This is a genomic window from Knoellia sp. B-D-2 (genome assembly GCF_057714695.1).
In genome coordinates, this window is record NZ_CM173189.1 from 158,535 (window position 1) to 174,390 (window position 15,856).

General features: G+C 68.8%; 13 protein-coding genes. 6 read left to right on the plus strand and 7 right to left on the minus strand.

From position 1 onward, the window contains the following. Positions 1–103 precede the first annotated feature (103 nt). The 3 genes from AC3EU2_RS00740 (at position 104) to AC3EU2_RS00750 (ending at position 2,395) form a co-directional block, all read left to right on the plus strand. Positions 104–1,252, plus strand: coding sequence for a sensor histidine kinase (locus AC3EU2_RS00740; RefSeq protein ID WP_488177840.1), 1,149 nt, complete (start codon positions 104–106; stop codon positions 1,250–1,252). Continuing rightward, on the plus strand, positions 1,249–1,944 hold the full coding sequence (locus AC3EU2_RS00745; protein WP_488177841.1) for a response regulator: 696 nt from the start codon (positions 1,249–1,251) through the stop codon (positions 1,942–1,944). Before AC3EU2_RS00740 ends, AC3EU2_RS00745 begins: the two co-directional genes overlap by 4 nt. A gap of 274 nt (positions 1,945–2,218) precedes the next feature. Next, on the plus strand, positions 2,219–2,395 hold the full coding sequence (locus AC3EU2_RS00750; protein ID WP_488177842.1) for a hypothetical protein: 177 nt from the start codon (positions 2,219–2,221) through the stop codon (positions 2,393–2,395). A gap of 28 nt (positions 2,396–2,423) precedes the next feature. Here AC3EU2_RS00750 and AC3EU2_RS00755 read toward each other — a convergent pair whose 3' ends face one another. From AC3EU2_RS00755 to AC3EU2_RS00775, 5 genes are all read right to left on the minus strand, one after another. Beyond that, positions 2,424–3,179 (minus strand): GNAT family N-acetyltransferase, encoded by a 756-nt coding sequence (locus AC3EU2_RS00755; protein ID WP_488177843.1) that lies wholly within the window; start codon positions 3,177–3,179, stop codon positions 2,424–2,426. Beyond that, on the minus strand, positions 3,176–3,919 hold the full coding sequence (locus AC3EU2_RS00760; RefSeq protein WP_488177844.1) for a DUF2306 domain-containing protein: 744 nt from the start codon (positions 3,917–3,919) through the stop codon (positions 3,176–3,178). The genes AC3EU2_RS00755 and AC3EU2_RS00760 overlap by 4 nt, the downstream gene beginning before the upstream one ends. Further along, the gene (locus tag AC3EU2_RS00765) at positions 3,916–4,641 is read right to left on the minus strand and encodes a hypothetical protein (protein WP_488177845.1); all 726 of its coding nucleotides are present in this window, start codon (positions 4,639–4,641) and stop codon (positions 3,916–3,918) included. Before AC3EU2_RS00765 ends, AC3EU2_RS00760 begins: the two co-directional genes overlap by 4 nt. Positions 4,642–4,750: 109 nt before the next feature. Further along, complete coding sequence (locus tag AC3EU2_RS00770) at positions 4,751–7,471, minus strand: winged helix-turn-helix domain-containing protein (protein WP_488177847.1); 2,721 nt, start codon at positions 7,469–7,471, stop codon at positions 4,751–4,753. A 245-nt stretch (positions 7,472–7,716) separates the two neighbouring features. After that, positions 7,717–8,538, minus strand: a complete 822-nt coding sequence (locus AC3EU2_RS00775) for a DUF4352 domain-containing protein (RefSeq protein ID WP_488177848.1) — start codon at positions 8,536–8,538, stop codon at positions 7,717–7,719. A 264-nt stretch (positions 8,539–8,802) separates the two neighbouring features. Between AC3EU2_RS00775 and istA the strand changes: the two genes are divergently transcribed. Further along, a complete protein-coding gene (gene istA / locus AC3EU2_RS00780) occupies positions 8,803–10,020 on the plus strand; it encodes an IS21 family transposase (RefSeq protein WP_488177849.1) in 1,218 nt (405 codons plus the stop codon). Beyond that, entirely contained in the window at positions 10,020–10,820 is an 801-nt protein-coding gene (istB, locus tag AC3EU2_RS00785; protein WP_488176069.1) for an IS21-like element helper ATPase IstB, read from the plus strand. Before istA ends, istB begins: the two co-directional genes overlap by 1 nt. A 329-nt stretch (positions 10,821–11,149) precedes the next feature. Here istB and AC3EU2_RS00790 read toward each other — a convergent pair whose 3' ends face one another. Further along, complete coding sequence (locus AC3EU2_RS00790; RefSeq protein WP_488177850.1) at positions 11,150–11,491, minus strand: hypothetical protein; 342 nt, start codon at positions 11,489–11,491, stop codon at positions 11,150–11,152. Between the two features lie 99 nt (positions 11,492–11,590). Next, on the minus strand, positions 11,591–12,508 hold the full coding sequence (locus AC3EU2_RS00795) for a nuclease-related domain-containing protein (RefSeq protein WP_488177851.1): 918 nt from the start codon (positions 12,506–12,508) through the stop codon (positions 11,591–11,593). Positions 12,509–12,747: 239 nt separating this feature from the next. Here AC3EU2_RS00795 and AC3EU2_RS00800 point away from each other — a divergent pair, with 239 nt between their 5' ends. After that, entirely contained in the window at positions 12,748–15,840 is a 3,093-nt protein-coding gene (locus AC3EU2_RS00800) for a DEAD/DEAH box helicase (protein ID WP_488179414.1), read from the plus strand. The last annotated feature ends 16 nt before the right edge of the window (positions 15,841–15,856 follow it).

Consider the following 15,856-nt stretch of genomic DNA (forward strand, 5'->3'; position numbering starts at 1 on the left):
CGCCATCGTCGTCCGGGGCGGCGGCCCGGGTGGACTCCAGGAGGATTGTCGGGTCCTCCCCAAGGAGGACGTGGGCCTGCGCGGCCGGGCGTACCGTCGGATCGTGAGCCGCCGCAACTGGGCCTTCGACATCACCGTCGCACTGCTCGTCGGTGTGCTCGGCCAGCTCGAGGCGTGGCTCGGTCTCGGGGAGACCCACCGGCAGGGACCGCTCTGGGCGCAGTCGTTCCTGTATGCCGTGACCGCCCTCCTGCTCGTCGCTCGCCGGGTGCGCCCGCTCGCCGTCCTCGCCGCAATGCTTGGGGCCTCACTCGTCGAGTTCGCTGCCGTGGGGTCGCCCGAGGGCACCAGCGTGGCGCTGGCCCCGGTCATCGCGACGTACACGGCCGGTCGCCACCTGGAGCGGAGGCAGGCGCTCGTCGGTCTGGGCCTCGGAACACTCATCGTGGCCGCCTGGGCCACCTTCGACCCGATGAACGCCACCTGGGTCGAGCGTCTGGGCGGGATGGCGTGGCTGGCTCCGTCGGTCATCGCGTGGCTGTTCGGCATGCTCCTGCGCGTCTCCTCCCTCTATCGCGAGCAACGGCGAGTGACGGCCGAGCAGCAGGCGTCCCGCGCCGTCGCGGAGGAGCGCAACCGGATCGCCCGGGAGCTGCACGACGTCATCGGTCACAGCGTCTCGGTGATGACGGTGCAGGCCTCCGCGGTGCGCCGCCGGCTGGACGCCTCACAGGGCGTGGAGCGCGAAGCGCTCGAGACCGTGGAGGCCACCGGACGCGAGGCCCTCGCCGAGATGCGACGGATGGTCGGGGTGCTGCGGGAGGCGGCGGGGGCGGGCTCCGACGAAGGACCGGACCTCGAACCGCCGGCCGGTCTGGCGCAGGTCGCTCGGCTCGCCGAGTCGTTCCGCTCGGCCGGGCTGCCCGTGGTCCTGTCGGTGAGCGGGCAGGTCCGGGAGCTGCCCCCAGGACTGGACCTCACGGCATACCGGCTCGTCCAGGAAGGGCTGACGAACGCGCTGCGGCACGCCCACGAGCCGCAGCGGGCAGACGTGTCGATCGCCTACGGCGACGAGGTGGTCGAGCTCGCGGTGCGCGACGACGGGACGGCGCCGGCTGCGCCCAACGGCCTGGGCAACGGTCTCAGGGGGATGCGCGAACGGGTGGCGGTGTACGGCGGTTCGCTCGTCACCCGACCCCGCACCGACGGCGGGTTCGAGCTCGTGGCGACGCTTCCCGTGGACCCGTCGTGAGTGCCGACGCAGCAGCCGACAAGCCGATCCGGGTGCTCGTCGTCGACGACCAGGCCCTGGTGCGTGCCGGGTTCCGGCTCATCCTCGAGATCGAGCCCGACCTCGAGGTCGTCGGCGAGGCCGCGGACGGCGAGGCGGCGGTCGCGATGGCCGCGACCACCGCTCCTGACGTCGTCCTCATGGACGTGCGCATGCCGGGTGTCGACGGCATCGAGGCGACGCGCCTGCTCGTCCGTGAGGGAGCGGGCGCCGCGCGCGTCGTCATGCTCACGACCTTCGACATGGACCAGTACGTCTATGCCGCACTCAAGGCCGGCGCGAGCGGGTTCCTCCTCAAGGACGTCCCACCGGAGCTGCTCGTGGCGGGGATCCGGGCGGTGCACGCGGGTGAGTCGCTGCTCGCGCCGACGGTGACGCGGCGGATGATCGAGGCCTTCATCGAGCGACCGCCGTCCGTGGCGGACCCTGCGGTGACGAGGCGGCTCGCCTCGCTCACCGATCGGGAGGGGGAGGTGCTGTCAGCGGTCGCGCGCGGGCTGACGAACGCCGAGATCGCGGCCGAGCTGTACGTCTCGGAGACGACGGTGAAGACGCACGTGGGGCGCCTCCTGATGAAGCTGGGGCTGCGCGACCGGGTCCAGGCGGTGATCTTCGCGTACGAGGCCGGACTCACGGCCCGGGATCGCCGGTGACTGGGCAGAAGTGCTCCCCTCCAGCGGTCAGGGCTGTTTCGTTGGCCGCGAGAGCGTGTCGTCGGGCTGGATTCGGGTACTTCACCAGTCGACGTGGGTGGATGCGTACAGGGGCGCTACCACCCACGTCGCACGTCGGCACCGACCCAAGGGCACCGCGAAGATGAGCCGAAGGGGCACGCCATCGTTGCGCAGCTCATGACCCGATCGGAGGATTGCCGGTCGGCAGGCGGAGGCGGATGATGGGCGCACTTCCTCACCTCGGGGGTGCATCATGCGCCGTGTCCTGTGCTTCGTCGGCTTCCACCACTGGGAGCACCACGTCAACCCGGAGAAGGAGGGTCCCGACAACGGGTGGGACGTCTGCAAGCACTGCGGCCACGGGAAGCCGTCCTTCGTCTTCGAGAACGGGATCCCGTCCTTCAAGGGAGACGGCGGACGGGACGCCTGAGTTCCGCGGCGCCGGTCCCCACGCCTTCTCAGCGCAGCAGCGCATAGCCATAGGTGTCCAGCCACGCACCCGAACGGTGCAGGGACTCCGCCACGGCATGCACCTCCCTCCGCATGCCCACCCGCTCCATGAGCCGCCACGACGCCTCGTTGCCGGAGAAGCATGCAGCGACGACCCGACGCAGTCCCAGCTCCTCGAAGCAGATCCGGATGAGCTCGCTCACCGCCTCCGTCGCGTAACCCCGGCCCGCGAATGCCGGGTCGATCACCCACCCGAGCTCCGCCTGGGTCCCTCGTGCCCGGTCGGCGACCTCCGTCTGGGCCCACGCGTCCTCGACGCGGAGCATGAGGTCCCCCACGACCTCCCCGTCCCGCTCGACGACCAGCGTCGTCGCAAGCCGGGCCGGGTGGGTGAAAGCCGCTCGATACGGCTCGAGAGCGACCGGGCCGTCGGTGAGCCAACGGCATACGGACTCCTGGCGACGGAAGCGCCAGATGGGTTCGGCGTCCTGTGGTCGGGCGGGGCGGATCGCGAGCCGTGCGGTGCGCCTGGGCCAGGTGAGCCCGGTCAGCGGGCCCGGCGCGGAGAGCGCCCGCACGGACAGCAGCGGCGCCCCCACATCACGCAGTCCGGCCAACAGCCCGTGCAGCTGGGTCTGGTCGACGACCGGCCCGGTGAGCGTGGACGTCCCGTCGGGCTCGTGGTGCACGGCGAGACCTCCGAAGGCATCGGACCAGTGCCCGTCGAGGTGCCCCTCGACCCGGAGCTCGTAGGCCGGGGTCATCGACGCCCACCGACCAGCCCCGCGACCCCCGGCCCGCCCCTGCTCCGGCTCCGGCCCCGGAGGGGGCGGGACACACGCGCACCACGACCCCGACGGCGGCGGATGACCCACTCGGCGACCGCGAGGTTGATGACCCAGGCCGCACCCCGGGAGACGTCGAGGGCGAGCGGGCTGTCGCCGAGCAGCGCGCCCCCGAACCCCTCGGTGAACACCTGGGTCCCGGCGGCGAGAGCGATCGCGTAGGCCCGGGTCATCCACGCCTGGTGCGTGTCGACGTCGCCACGCAGGATCGCCCGCAGGGCCCATCCCAGGCTGGCGATCATGATTGAGCCGAAGCCGACGCGGAGGACGAACAGCAGCGGACCGGAGTCCGGTTGCGGCGGGAAGAACAGGGTCAGCCAGAGCGCCGACAGCGCCACCCCGAGCCCCGCGAGGACGAGGACGCGTCCCGCTCCCCGATGCCACTGCGGCCACCGCCGGCGGATGCCCGACACGAACTGGAGTGCGCCGAGAGGGGCGTAGACCGCGGCGGAGACGATGTGGACCGTGACGGGCAGCGGGGAAGCGGTGAACCGGGTGTCGCTGGGGATGAGGGCCGGTCCCCCGCCGAGCTCGACGAGCCGTGCCGCCCCGGCGAACAGCGGGATGACGCTGAGCGCGATCAGCCCCATCGGCGCCCACGCCGCGCGCCATCCGCCACGCGACCGGCCCGGTCGTTCGCCCCGCTGCCGGGCGCTCATCGCGCCGACACCTGCGTGCGGCCGGTGTTCACGGTGCGTCGGGCCTGCGGTTGCTGGACGGCCGAGGTCGAGACCGCGACGGCCGCGGCCTGCTCACGTCGCTGGTCGCGCGACAGCGAGACACCGAGGCCGATGAGGGCGATCCCGGTCGGCACGGCGAAAGGCCGGTTGAACGAGTCCGGCAGCGCCGCCAGCGCGAGGGTCGCGGTGTTGCCGACGGCGAGGAGCACTGCCGCCCAGCGCGCGAGGATGCCCGCCCGGAACGTCGCGATGCCGAAGACGAGACCACCGAGGACGTAGGCCAAGCCGGTGGCGTTGAGCACCGCGGACATCGCGCCGATGTCGCCGACGGCCGACCCCCCGAACGCCTTGACGATGATGTCCGTGGCGTAGACCGGCGAGGTCTCGGCCACGGTCGGCAGGACGAACGCGGCGAGGAACTCGGTCCCGAACATCATGAGGTAGCCGATGGCGAGGGCGACGTACCCGGCGAGCCCGAGGACCCCGACCCGGCTCCGCTGCCGGAGGTACATGCCGGTGATGCCGGCGAGGGCGAGCGCCGACATGACGGTCTTGGCGGTGCTGCGGACGACCCAGTCGGTCGTCGTGATGCTGGCGAGCTCCATCGGCGGGTGGTTGATCTGGACGAGGACGAAGATCGCGCCGGCGACGGCGGCGGCGAGGCCGGCGGCCTGTCCGAGGCGAGTGGTGGTGACGGACATGGTTCGTTCCTTTGCGGCTGCGTCCCGGCGGGTTCCGGGAACAGCACGACCGTAGGAACGGCGGGGGTGAGCGCGCGTCATCATCCGATGTGATCGACGTGGTGATCCCTCAGAGCAGCCCGAGCTCGCGCGCCCTCTCCACGGCGGCCCGTCGTGTGTTGACGCCGAGCTTGGTGAAGATGTGCCTCGTGTGCGTCCGCAGCGTGTTCACGGACACGAACAGCCCGCGGGCAATGTCCGGACCGCTCATCGCCGTCGCGAGCCGTCGGAGCACCTCGACCTCCCGTTCACTGAGCGCGTCGCTCACCGGGGGTGCCGCGGGAGTCTCGATGGCTCGGTATGCCGCGTGCTTCAGTCTTCGGGCCTGCTCACCTGCTGCTGGCAGACGTTCCGCCACGGTGAGCAGCCGGCGCATCGGCTCGCCTTCGTCGAGGAACAGCCCCACATGACCGACCGACCCGGCCTTCGCGAGCGCGGCCTCGAGGTGGGTGAGGGCCGTGGTCTGGTCGCCGCGAGCGTCGTGGAGGAGCGCGCGCAAGACCAGGATCTCGAGCAGACACCGTTCCCTGCCGCCCTCGACCGCCGCGGGCTCGATCGCGGCCAGCCGGTGCTTGGCGTCGGTGAGGTGCGTCGGGTCGCCGTCCATGCCGTGTTCGGCGAAGAGGAGCCGCACCAGGGTGAGCTGGTTGTACTCGTCGAGGTGGCCGGGTGTCTCCACCCCGGTCGTTTCGAGGTCGCGAGCCCACGCGCGGGCGTCCTCGAGTCGACCCTGCGCGATGTGCAGGCGCGCGCGTGCCGCCGGGATGGGTCGGACCTCCGGGAAGAAGCCGGGCAGGTGCAGCTCCTCCGCCTGGTCCATGAGATTGACGGCACCGTCGAGGTCGCCCTGCGCCCGGTGCAGGTCGGAGGAGACGAGGTACCACCGGTGCCGGTTCTCCGGGAGGGACGCGGACTCCCCCAGTGACGTCGCCGTGGTGAGGTGCTCGGCTGTCCCGACGAGATCTCCTTGGTCGACGAGCACGCCCGCGAGCCCGACGTGGATGTCCCCGAGGGTGGCCAGCGCCGCGCCGCGGTGCTGCTCCGCGGTGGCGAGTGCCCGTTCGAAGAGCCGGCGCGCCTCGTCGGGTCTACCTCGGGCCAGCCACATGTCGCCGAGGACGACGGCCCCGCCCCCGACGGCATCGGAGACGTCACCGGCAGCGGCGAGGCTGTGCATTGCCTCCGTGAACGTCGCCACCCCCTCCGCCAGGTCCCCCCGGGCCCACGCGAACAGCCCCAGGAAGCCGAGGGCACCTCCTCGCGCCATGTGGTCGTCAGGGCCGCACAGCGCCAACGCCTCTTGGGCGTGCAGTGTCGCCGCGGTCGTGTCCCCACGCGCCTGAGCCGCCGACGCCCGGAAGATCTCGATGGTCGACGGCAGGGTGCGGAGCTCCTCGTCGGTGGCGACCGACGCGCGCGGCCCTGGAGTCGGCGGGGTTGTCGCGAGGGCGCGCTCGGCGTGGCCGAGCCACAGCTCCACCCCGTCCAGGTCCCCCTCGATGAGGCGGGTCCACGCGCGGTAGGTCGAGAGCAGGGCACTGTCCCGGGTCACGGGGTCCGGCAGGGCGAGCAGCCAGTCGCACAGGAGTGCGTCACGGCGTTCGCGTCGGAGGTCGGGGAGGGCGTGCTCGACCAGCTGCGCCGCCCGCACCGGGTCGTCGCCGGCCAGCGCGTGACGCACGGCGTCCTCGGGAGGGCCGTGAACGGCATACCAGTCGCTGGCGGCCCGGTGGAGCTCGGGGACCCGGCCGGGCTCGTGCGCGAGGAGGCGGGCCCGCAGGGCGTCCGCGAAGAGGTGGTGGTAGCGGTACCACTGCCGTTGGTCGTCGAGCGCGACGACGAACAGGTTGTCCCGGTCGAGCGACTCGATCATCGCGGCGCCGTCGTCGCGGCCCGTGAGTGCGTCGCACAGCGGTCCGGTGAGCTGGCTCAGGACGGCGGTGTCGAGGAGGAAACGACGCACCGGCTCGGGTTGGCCGTTCAGGACCTCCTCGACGAGGTAGTCGAGGACGAACCGGTGGCTGCCCGCGAAGGCCTCGACGAAGGCGGACGCGTCGTCGTTCCCACGCAGCGACAGCCCGGCGAGCTGCATCCCCGCCGGCCACCCCTCGGTCCGCGCGGCGAGAGCGGCTGCCTGGGCGTCGCTGAGGCTGAGCCCCATGACGTCGGCGAGGAAGGCCGCGGCTTCGGTCTCGGTGAAGCGCAGGTCCGCAGCACGCACCTCGACGAGCTCCCGGCGGGCCCTCAGCCGAGGGAGCGGGAGCTGCGGGTCGGCCCTGGTGGCGATGGCCAGGGTGGCATGCGGGGGCAGGTGCTCGAGCAGGAAGCCGACCGCGCGCTGGACGTCCGGGCTGTCGATGACGTGGTAGTCGTCGAGGGCGATGACCGTGCGGCCCGCGCGGAGGTCGAGGTCGTTGACGATGCTGATGAGGACGGCCTCGGCGGGGACGTGACCCGTGGGCGCGTGACTGGTGGCCTCGACGAGCTCGGTCGCCTCCGCGAAGTCGTCGATCGTTCTGAGCGCAGCGACCAGGTGCTCGACGAAACGTCGCGGGTCGTTGTCGCCGTGGTCGAGCGAGAGCCACGCGACGTCGGTCTTCTCGTCCGCGTCGGCGGCGGCGGCGGTGTCGAGCCACTGGCTGAGCAGGGTGGTCTTGCCGAATCCTGCGGGCGCGGCCACCAGCACCAGGCGGGGCCTCTCCACCGACGCCATCAGGTCGGTGAGTCTCGGTCGCCCGACCAGGTCTCGACGCGGGACCGGCCGGTGGATCTTCGTGCCCAGCACCGCCACGGGTCCAGCATAGGAGCGCGCCATCAATGGCTTCAGCCCAGGACTACGTTCTCGGCAGCGCGATGGGAGCAAACCTCCATGACGCGGTCCCGGCACGCACCGCAGTCCCCGGGCGAGACCGCGCGATTGGCCACCGATGCCACGTCGCCTTGATGTGGGATCCGCACCGCGGACAACCTCGGGGCTGAGTGAATGAAACGGGGGCCGACTCCAGCGCAGGAGTCGGCCCCATCTCATGACCGTGGTCAGGGGACGCTGACTTCCACACCACCGGAGAACATGGAGTCGTGCAGCTCCAACTTGGTGATCTTCTCCGCTTTCGGAAGGTCGAAGTACACGACGCCAGTCACGGAGTTGCCCGGGTTGATCTCTTCCCAAAGAACCTGAGACTTCTCGTCGTAAATCGACGCCTCCGTGTCAGCCGAAAGCTTCCGGTTCTTCGAATCGAAGGCAATCTGGGAGTCGGCGAACATGGATTGCGGCTCGTCACCGATGTTCGCCACGACCATCGCCACCGCGCAGTACTGGCCTTGCGCCTTCTTCTCGAGGTACTCGTTCGTGCCAACCTTGGCTATGCCGCACTTCACGGAAGTGACAGTGAACTCGAACTTTCCGTCCCGAACCTTGGCACCGACGCCAGGCTTCTTCGCGGCCGGCTTGGCAGCCGGGGGTGCCGCCGGCTTCGCAGCAGGCGATGCCGCAGGCTTCGCGGCACTCGGAGTGGTGGCGTCGGTGCTCTCGGCCGCCACCACGGGGTCGGCAGTGGGCTCGTCGGCCCCACTCATGGCATTGAACGCCACGATAAGAGCCACAACACCAGCGGGAATCACAAACCTCTTCTTCTTGAACCAAGGCTTCGAAGGGTTCCCTCCAGGCTGACCGGGCGCGACAGGACTGGCCGGTCCCGCCGGAGCGTGAGACTCTGCACCCGCCTGCTGCGTTGGCGCGGAAACCCGATCCGCGTCGCTTCCCGCACCGGGAGCGAAGTGCTCTGTCCAACGCTCCCCGTCCCAGTACCGCTGACGGCCGTCATCCTGTGGGTACCAACCCGCGGGCGTGCTGCTCATGGAGATTCCTCTAGTCGAGTCGAATGGTGTAGCGGGCAGGCGAATTGGCGCTTTGCCGGCGCTGGTTGCTCGGTGTGCACGGTCCGGGTCCTGAAGACGCGTCCCCCCGCAGAGCACACCATAGACGGCTAAACCACAATCTGTGGAAAATATGTGATAGAACGCGCGGGTCCGCGGTGGATCGTCAGTAGCAATCTGTCGACGACGCTTGAAAACGAGGCCATAGCGACGGTCGAAACGAGGCCACCCAGACAGATTGGATGGGTGATCTCTGTGGAGGATTGGGCTCTGATCCGGCGGCTGGTGGCGGACGGTGTTTCGCATCGTCAGGTTGCTCGGGACTTGGGTGTCGGTAGGTCGACGGTTGAGCGGGCGCTGGCGTCGGACCGGCCGCCGAGGTATGAGCGGGCGACGGGGCCGACCTCGTTCACGCCGTTCGAGCCAGCGGTGCGTCAGCTGCTCGCGGCGACGCCTGACATGCCCGCGACGGTGCTCGCCGAGCGGGTCGGGTGGACGGGGTCGATCACCTGGTTCCGCGACAACGTGCGGCTGCTGCGGCCGGAGCATCGGCCGGTGGATCCGGCGGACCGGTTGATCTGGCTGCCGGGTGATGCCGTGCAGTGCGACCTGTGGTTCCCGCCGAAGAAGATCCCGCTCGAGGACGGCACCAAGACACTGTTGCCGGTGCTGGTGATGACCGCGGCGCATTCCCGGTTCATGCTCGGCCGGATGATCCCGACCCGGCACACGGTCGATCTGCTGCTGGGGATGTGGATGCTGCTGCAGTTGCTCGGTCGGGTGCCGCGTCGGCTGATCTGGGACAACGAGTCCGGCATCGGCCGCGGGAAGCGACACGCTGAGGGCGTGGGGGCCTTCACCGGCACGCTTGCCACGACGTTGCAGCGGCTCAAGCCGAACGACCCCGAATCGAAGGGGCTGGTCGAACGCAGGAACGGCTACTTCGAAACCTCGTTCATGCCCGGTCGTGACTTCGCATCGCCTGCTGACTTCAACACCCAGTTCGGTGGCTGGCTGGATCTGGCGAACGGCCGGGTGGTGCGCACGACCCGGGCGCGGCCGGTCGATCTGATCGACGCTGACAAGGCGGCGATGCTGCCGCTGCCGCCGGTGCCGCCGGCGGTGGGGTGGGTCAACCGGGTCCGGCTGGGACGCGACTACTACGTGCGCGTCGACAGCAGCGACTACTCCGTGGACCCGGCGGTGATCGGCCGGTTCGTCGACGTCCATGCCGACCTGTCCCGGGTCGAGGTCCGCCACGACGGCCGGCTCGTCGCTGCTCATGACCGGGTCTGGGCCCGCGGGCAGACGCTCACCGACCCCGCCCACGTGGCCGCCGCGAAGCAGCTGCGCGAGCGGTTCCAGGCGCCCCTGCCGGCTGCCGACCCGCCCGACGAACTGGTGCGGGACCTGAGCGACTACGACCGCGCGTTCGGGCTCGTCGACGGTGAGGAGGTGGCCTGATGGCAGCCAGGACCAAGAGCGACGCGACCGAGGCGCTCAAGCAGCTCACCTACCTGGCGTCCGCGTTGAAAGCGCCCAGGATCACCGAAGCCGCCGCCCGGCTGGCCGACCACGCCCGCGACGCCGGCTGGACCCACGAGGAATACCTCGCCGCCGTCCTCGACCGCGAGGTCGCAGCCAGGAACGCCTCCGGCGCCCAGCTGCGGATCCGCGCCGCAGGCTTCGCCGCACGCAAGACGCTCGAGGAGTTCGTCTGGGACGCCCAACCCGCCGTCCGGCAACAGGTCGCCTCGCTCGCATCGGGCGGCTTCCTCACCGAAGCCCGCAACGTGGTCCTGTTGGGCCCGCCGGGCACCGGCAAGACCCATCTGGCCACCGGCCTGGGGATCGCCGCAGCCCACCACGGCCACCGGGTCCTGTTCGCGACCGCGACCGAGTGGGTCACCCGGCTCACCGACGCCCACCGCGCCGGCCGGCTCCCGCAAGAGCTCACCCGGCTACGGCGCTACGGGCTGATCATCGTCGACGAGGTCGGCTACCTGCCCTTCGAGCAAGACGCCGCGAACCTGTTCTTCCAACTCGTGTCCAGCCGCTACGAACACGCCTCGCTCATCCTCACGTCCAACCTGCCGTTCAGCGGCTGGGGCGGCGTCTTCGGGGACCAGGCCGTCGCTGCCGCGATGATCGACCGCGTCGTCCACCATGCCGACGTCCTCACCCTCAAGGGCGCCAGCTACCGGCTACGCAACCGCGGGATCGACACCCTGCCCAGCATCAAGACCCAAGACACGGCAGACTGAACAACACGAACCGGTGGCCTCGTTTTCGAGCGTCGCATCGGCCTCATTTTCGAGCGTTGCCGACACAATCGGCAGATCATCATGGATGCTTATCTCGAACCTGCTCCGAACGCCGACACCGCGCACGGCGACGCCGCATCTGCGTGAGCGCTTCGATCACCGACTTGGCAGCGAGGGTGCCGCTCCACCGACCTCACCAAAGTCGGTAAGTCACAATCGCCGCCCAAGTCGTGACGCGCGAACGGCCGGCAACCCCTCTTGCCCAGCACCGCCGCTCGTTGATGGAGGGTGGCTCACCCACGGAAAAGGGCGGATCAATCACCAGGCGGTCATCCCTGCGCGTCGACCGCCGTGGCCAAGGCCAGTGCCAGGCGCCGCGCTTTCTCATCGGTGATCCCCAGGGTCTCGGTGGAGACGACGACGTGAGTGTCAATGCGCGCCAACAGCAGCTTCGTCCCTGCGGACAGCGGCTGTCCGGTAGCGACCCACAGAGCGGTGGCCTGTTGGTAGTTGCTGTCAAGGCTGGCGCCAAAGACGACGCGCCGCTGGTTCACGGAGGTCACGAACTTGGACTCGTACGAACCGTGCTCCGTCTTTGTGAGGAGCGACACCAATGTGGTCTTCGGATCATCCAGGCGCGTCCCCCATGAACAGCCTTGATTGGCCGCCACGGGTTGGACGGTGCGGTCAAGGATCTTCGTGACCTCCGCCGCCGTGAGACCCGCGCACCTGCTCACAGGCATAACGGCTGCTGGAGTGGCGGTCGCACGTCACTTCGGCGATGGCACGGGCGTCGCTTTCGCGGACGATCGCGGGACTGCAGTAGGCGACGACGACGCGGGGACCGCGATGGACGGCGCACTACCGTCACCGGCCGAGGCGGCGTCAGCGATCCCGCCCAGCACGAACCCAGGAAGCACCTTCACGACCAGCGCGACGGCGCCCACCATGAACGCCGCCGCCATGAGGGCGCGGAGCGCTCGACCGAAGGCTCCCCGGCGCTTGGGAAGTCGGGGCGGGAGCGGCCTCACCGGTGACTGACGGCCACGGTGTGGGTGTGGCTTGGCGGCGGCCGCTGCGGTTCCCATCGCTGCCAGGAGGTAAGGGTCAGTCATCGTGGAGGGAAAGCTCGTCATCAGGGTGACCGCGCGCCGCTCGACGGTCTCGCGATCCAAGACCTTGGGCTGCGCCTGGAGCCAGCCCGCCATGGCCGAGACCGACACCACCCACACGCCACGGATGAGCTGCGGCTCGCCGAAGTTCGCCGCGCCGTGACCGGCGAGACAGATCACTGGGGTGACCGGCATACCGGCCTCTGCAGCCATGTACTTGGCCATGCCGTGCACCTTGGCGACCTCGTGGTGCTTGCTCACGCTCTTGCGTGCGTCGCGTGATCCTGTGTGCTGGTAGAGGTTGCCTTCCCACGAGGTGATCGCGCCACACCAGTTCTTGGCATCCACGAGGAACACTCCCCCGGGTCCGACCACCACGTGGTCGAGGTTGACCGGCGACCGACCGGGCGAGAGGAGCCGGTCATGAAGGACCGTCCAAGCCTCGGGGAGGACTGCCAGTGCCTCCGCCACCCGACGTTCGCCCTTCGCGCCGGCCGCCCATGCGCCGGCCGAGGCGTCACCGACTGCGGCAAGCTCCTCGGCCTTGCGATCCGCACTTCCCCCACCGACAGCCATCAGTTCAGTACAGCCGATGGCTCTGTATCAACACGAAACATTGAGTGAGCCTAGAAGTCGAGAATGTTGCTAGTCCCGCGTTCGCACGAATCGGTGGCAAATCGCTCCCCGGGGAACGCGGAGGGCGGTACTCCAAACGCATCAGACGATGGCGGGACATTTTCAGGCTGGTGGCGCATATGCCGGTTTGTGCCCATGCGTCCTGGCAAGCTGCAGCCGTGAGTGGGGACAACGAAAGCATGCTCGAGGGGCTTTACGAGAGCATCATCACGCGCGAGCTGGAGGCGCGTCTCGCTTCGGACGTGTCGAGACTCATCGAACGGGCAAGCGTCGACGAAGCCGACGAGCCAGAGATCCTGGCACGCCATGTCCGCAGCGTCGTCTTGCGTGCCCTGCGCGCCGAACGGACGAGCGATGCTCGCCATTCCCTTGTCAATCGCATCATTGCCGACCTGGGAGTGCCCGACTCCAGCCTCGCCCCGACGGCGAGTCAACTCATGTCGATCGTCAGCCCCGCGTTGCCGGGGCAACCCGCTCGCGGCGTCAGCGAGAGGCCATCGACCCCCTTATCTGACGCGGCGCTGCTGACCAATGCTCAGGGCGAGCCCGGAATGGGACATGAAATCCGTGCTGAGCTGGCCAGCGCCGACCGAGTCGACGTGATCATGGCCTTCGTCAAATGGCACGGCCTCCGATTGTTTGAAGAGCGACTGAGCAGCCTCCAGAGTCGCGGGGTGCCTTTGCGCGTCATCACCACCACCTACATGGGTGCAACGGAGCGCATCGCCCTCGATCGCCTCGTCCGTGACTTCGGCGCACAGGTGAAGGTGCAGTACGACTCACAACGCACGCGGCTGCACGCCAAGGCGTGGCTGTTCCGACGGAGCACGGGTTTCGACACGGCGTATGTCGGATCAAGCAATCTGTCCCGTGCAGCGATGCTCGACGGCGTCGAGTGGAACGTGCGTCTTTCGGCCATCGCGACTCCAGCACTCCTCCACAAGTTCAGTGCGACCTTCGACAGCTACTGGAACGACACCACCTTCGAGACATACAACCCGGATGAGGATCGGGACCGGCTCGATGACGCGTTAGCCGAAGCCAGGGGGAGCAAGACCCACGATCGGGTCACGCTGACCCTCTCCGGGCTTGAGGTGCGGCCGTACCCCTACCAGCAGGAGATGCTCGACCAGCTCGAGGTCGAACGCGTCGTCCACGACCGCCACCGCAACCTCCTCGTGGCTGCGACCGGCACGGGCAAGACTGTCGTTGCGGCGCTCGACTATCAGCGCCTTGCTGACGCGGCTCCCTTTCGCCCGCGGCTCCTGTTCGTTGCTCACCGTCGCGAAATCCTGCAGCAGTCACTTCGCACCTACCGCGAAGTCCTCGGCGACGGCAACTTTGGTGAGCTCTACGTCGGCGGCGCACGTCCGGAGCGTTGGGAGCACGTCTTCGCGTCGGTGCAGTCACTCACCGCCTTCGGCGTCACCAACATCCCACCAGGGTCGTTCCAGGTCATCGTGATCGATGAGTTCCACCACGCTGAGGCACAGACCTACCGCCGGATCCTCGAGCACCTCAATCCGCGAGAGCTGCTCGGCCTGACCGCGACACCTGAACGCGGCGATGGCGTCGATGTCAGGTCGTTCTTCGACGGCAGGACTGCTGCAGAGCTGAGGCTGTGGGATGCCCTCAAAGCGGACCTGCTCACGCCCTTCCATTACTTCGCCGTTGCGGACGGTGTTGACCTGACCGGTGTGGACTGGAAGGCAGGTGCGTACGACGCGACAGAGCTGTCCAACCTCGTCACGGGCAACGACGCTCGCGCGCGGATCGTCCTCAACGCCGTGCGGGACAAGGTCGCCGACCTCAGCGCCATGAAGGCGCTCGGGTTCTGCGTCTCCCAGGCTCACGCCCACTACATGGCGCGAGTCTTCAATGACGCCGGTATCCGAGCCGCGACCGTGCTGGGTGACACCCGCACTGCGGATCGTGAGGCGGCCATCAGCAACCTACGGAGTGGAGCGATCCAGGCGCTCTTCACCGTGGACGTCTTCAACGAAGGCGTCGATGTTCCCGCCATCAACACCGTCCTCTTCCTCCGTCCCACCGAGAGCTCCACGGTCTTCCTTCAGCAGCTGGGGCGTGGTCTGCGCCGGGCGAAGGACAAGCCCGTCCTGACGGCATTGGACTTCGTGGGGCACCACCGCACGGAGTTCCGGTTCGACCAGAGGTTCCGAGCGATGACCGGAAGCACTCGCACCGAACTCGAGCGTGACATCGAACGCGGTTTTCCTTTCCTGCCTGCCGGCACGCAGATCGTCCTCGACCACACGAGCCAGCAGCTCGTGCTCGACAACGTTCGCAGCCAGGTCACCAAGCGCTGGCCCAACATCACGCGTGAGCTGCGAGCGCACCCCACTCAGGACCTGGGGCAGTTCCTGACGGATTCTGGAGTCGAGCTGGCGGACGTCGTGCGTACTGGACGCTCCTGGGCTCGGTTGCGTCGGGACGCTGGTGTCCCCGTGGGCGAAAGCGGACCTCGCGAGGAGTCCCTCCTGAAGCGCGTCCGCGCCCTTGCCCATGTTGACGATCGTGATCGCGCAGCGGCCTACCTGCAATGGCTGGGCGATGACGCGCCTGACTACGACAATGTGGACCCGTCCATCCAGGCCTTCGGGCGCATGCTCTTCTTTTCGCTTTGGCCGGATGGCGGCGGCTTCAACTCCTATGCCGCCGGCCTTGCCGCCCTGCGTCGCGAGGTCGCGGCCCGTGAAGATCTTCGAGCCGTCGTCGACCTCGGGTTCGACAATGCATCGCGCGTCAGCACCCGCCTGGGTGGCGAACTGGGTCTACGCCCGCTTCGGGTCCACGCGCAGTACACCCGGGAAGAGCTCGTGGCTGCGTTGGACTACGTGTCGATTCAGGGGCGCAAGCCGAATAGCTTCCGGGAGGGTGTCCTCTTCGCACCTGCGGCGAACTCTGACGCGTTCCTCATTACCCTTCACAAGTCCGAAGCGGAGTACTCACCCACGACGATGTACCAGGACTACGCGATCAACCCAGAGCTTTTCCACTGGGAGTCGCAGTCGAGCACGACGGTCAACTCCAAGACTGGCCAGCGGTACGTGAACCATCGGACCCAAGGCAGCCATGTGCTCCTGTTCGCGCGGCCGAAGAAGATCACCGAGTTCGGTTCAGGCGCGCCCTACCTCTTCCTCGGGGAGGCGGATTATGTCGAGCATCGAGGCGAACGTCCCATCGCTGTCACGTGGCGACTCCGGACACCCATGCCCGCAACTGACTTCGCCATCGCCAGCGTCGTCGCTTAGCGGCGGAATCGAAGGA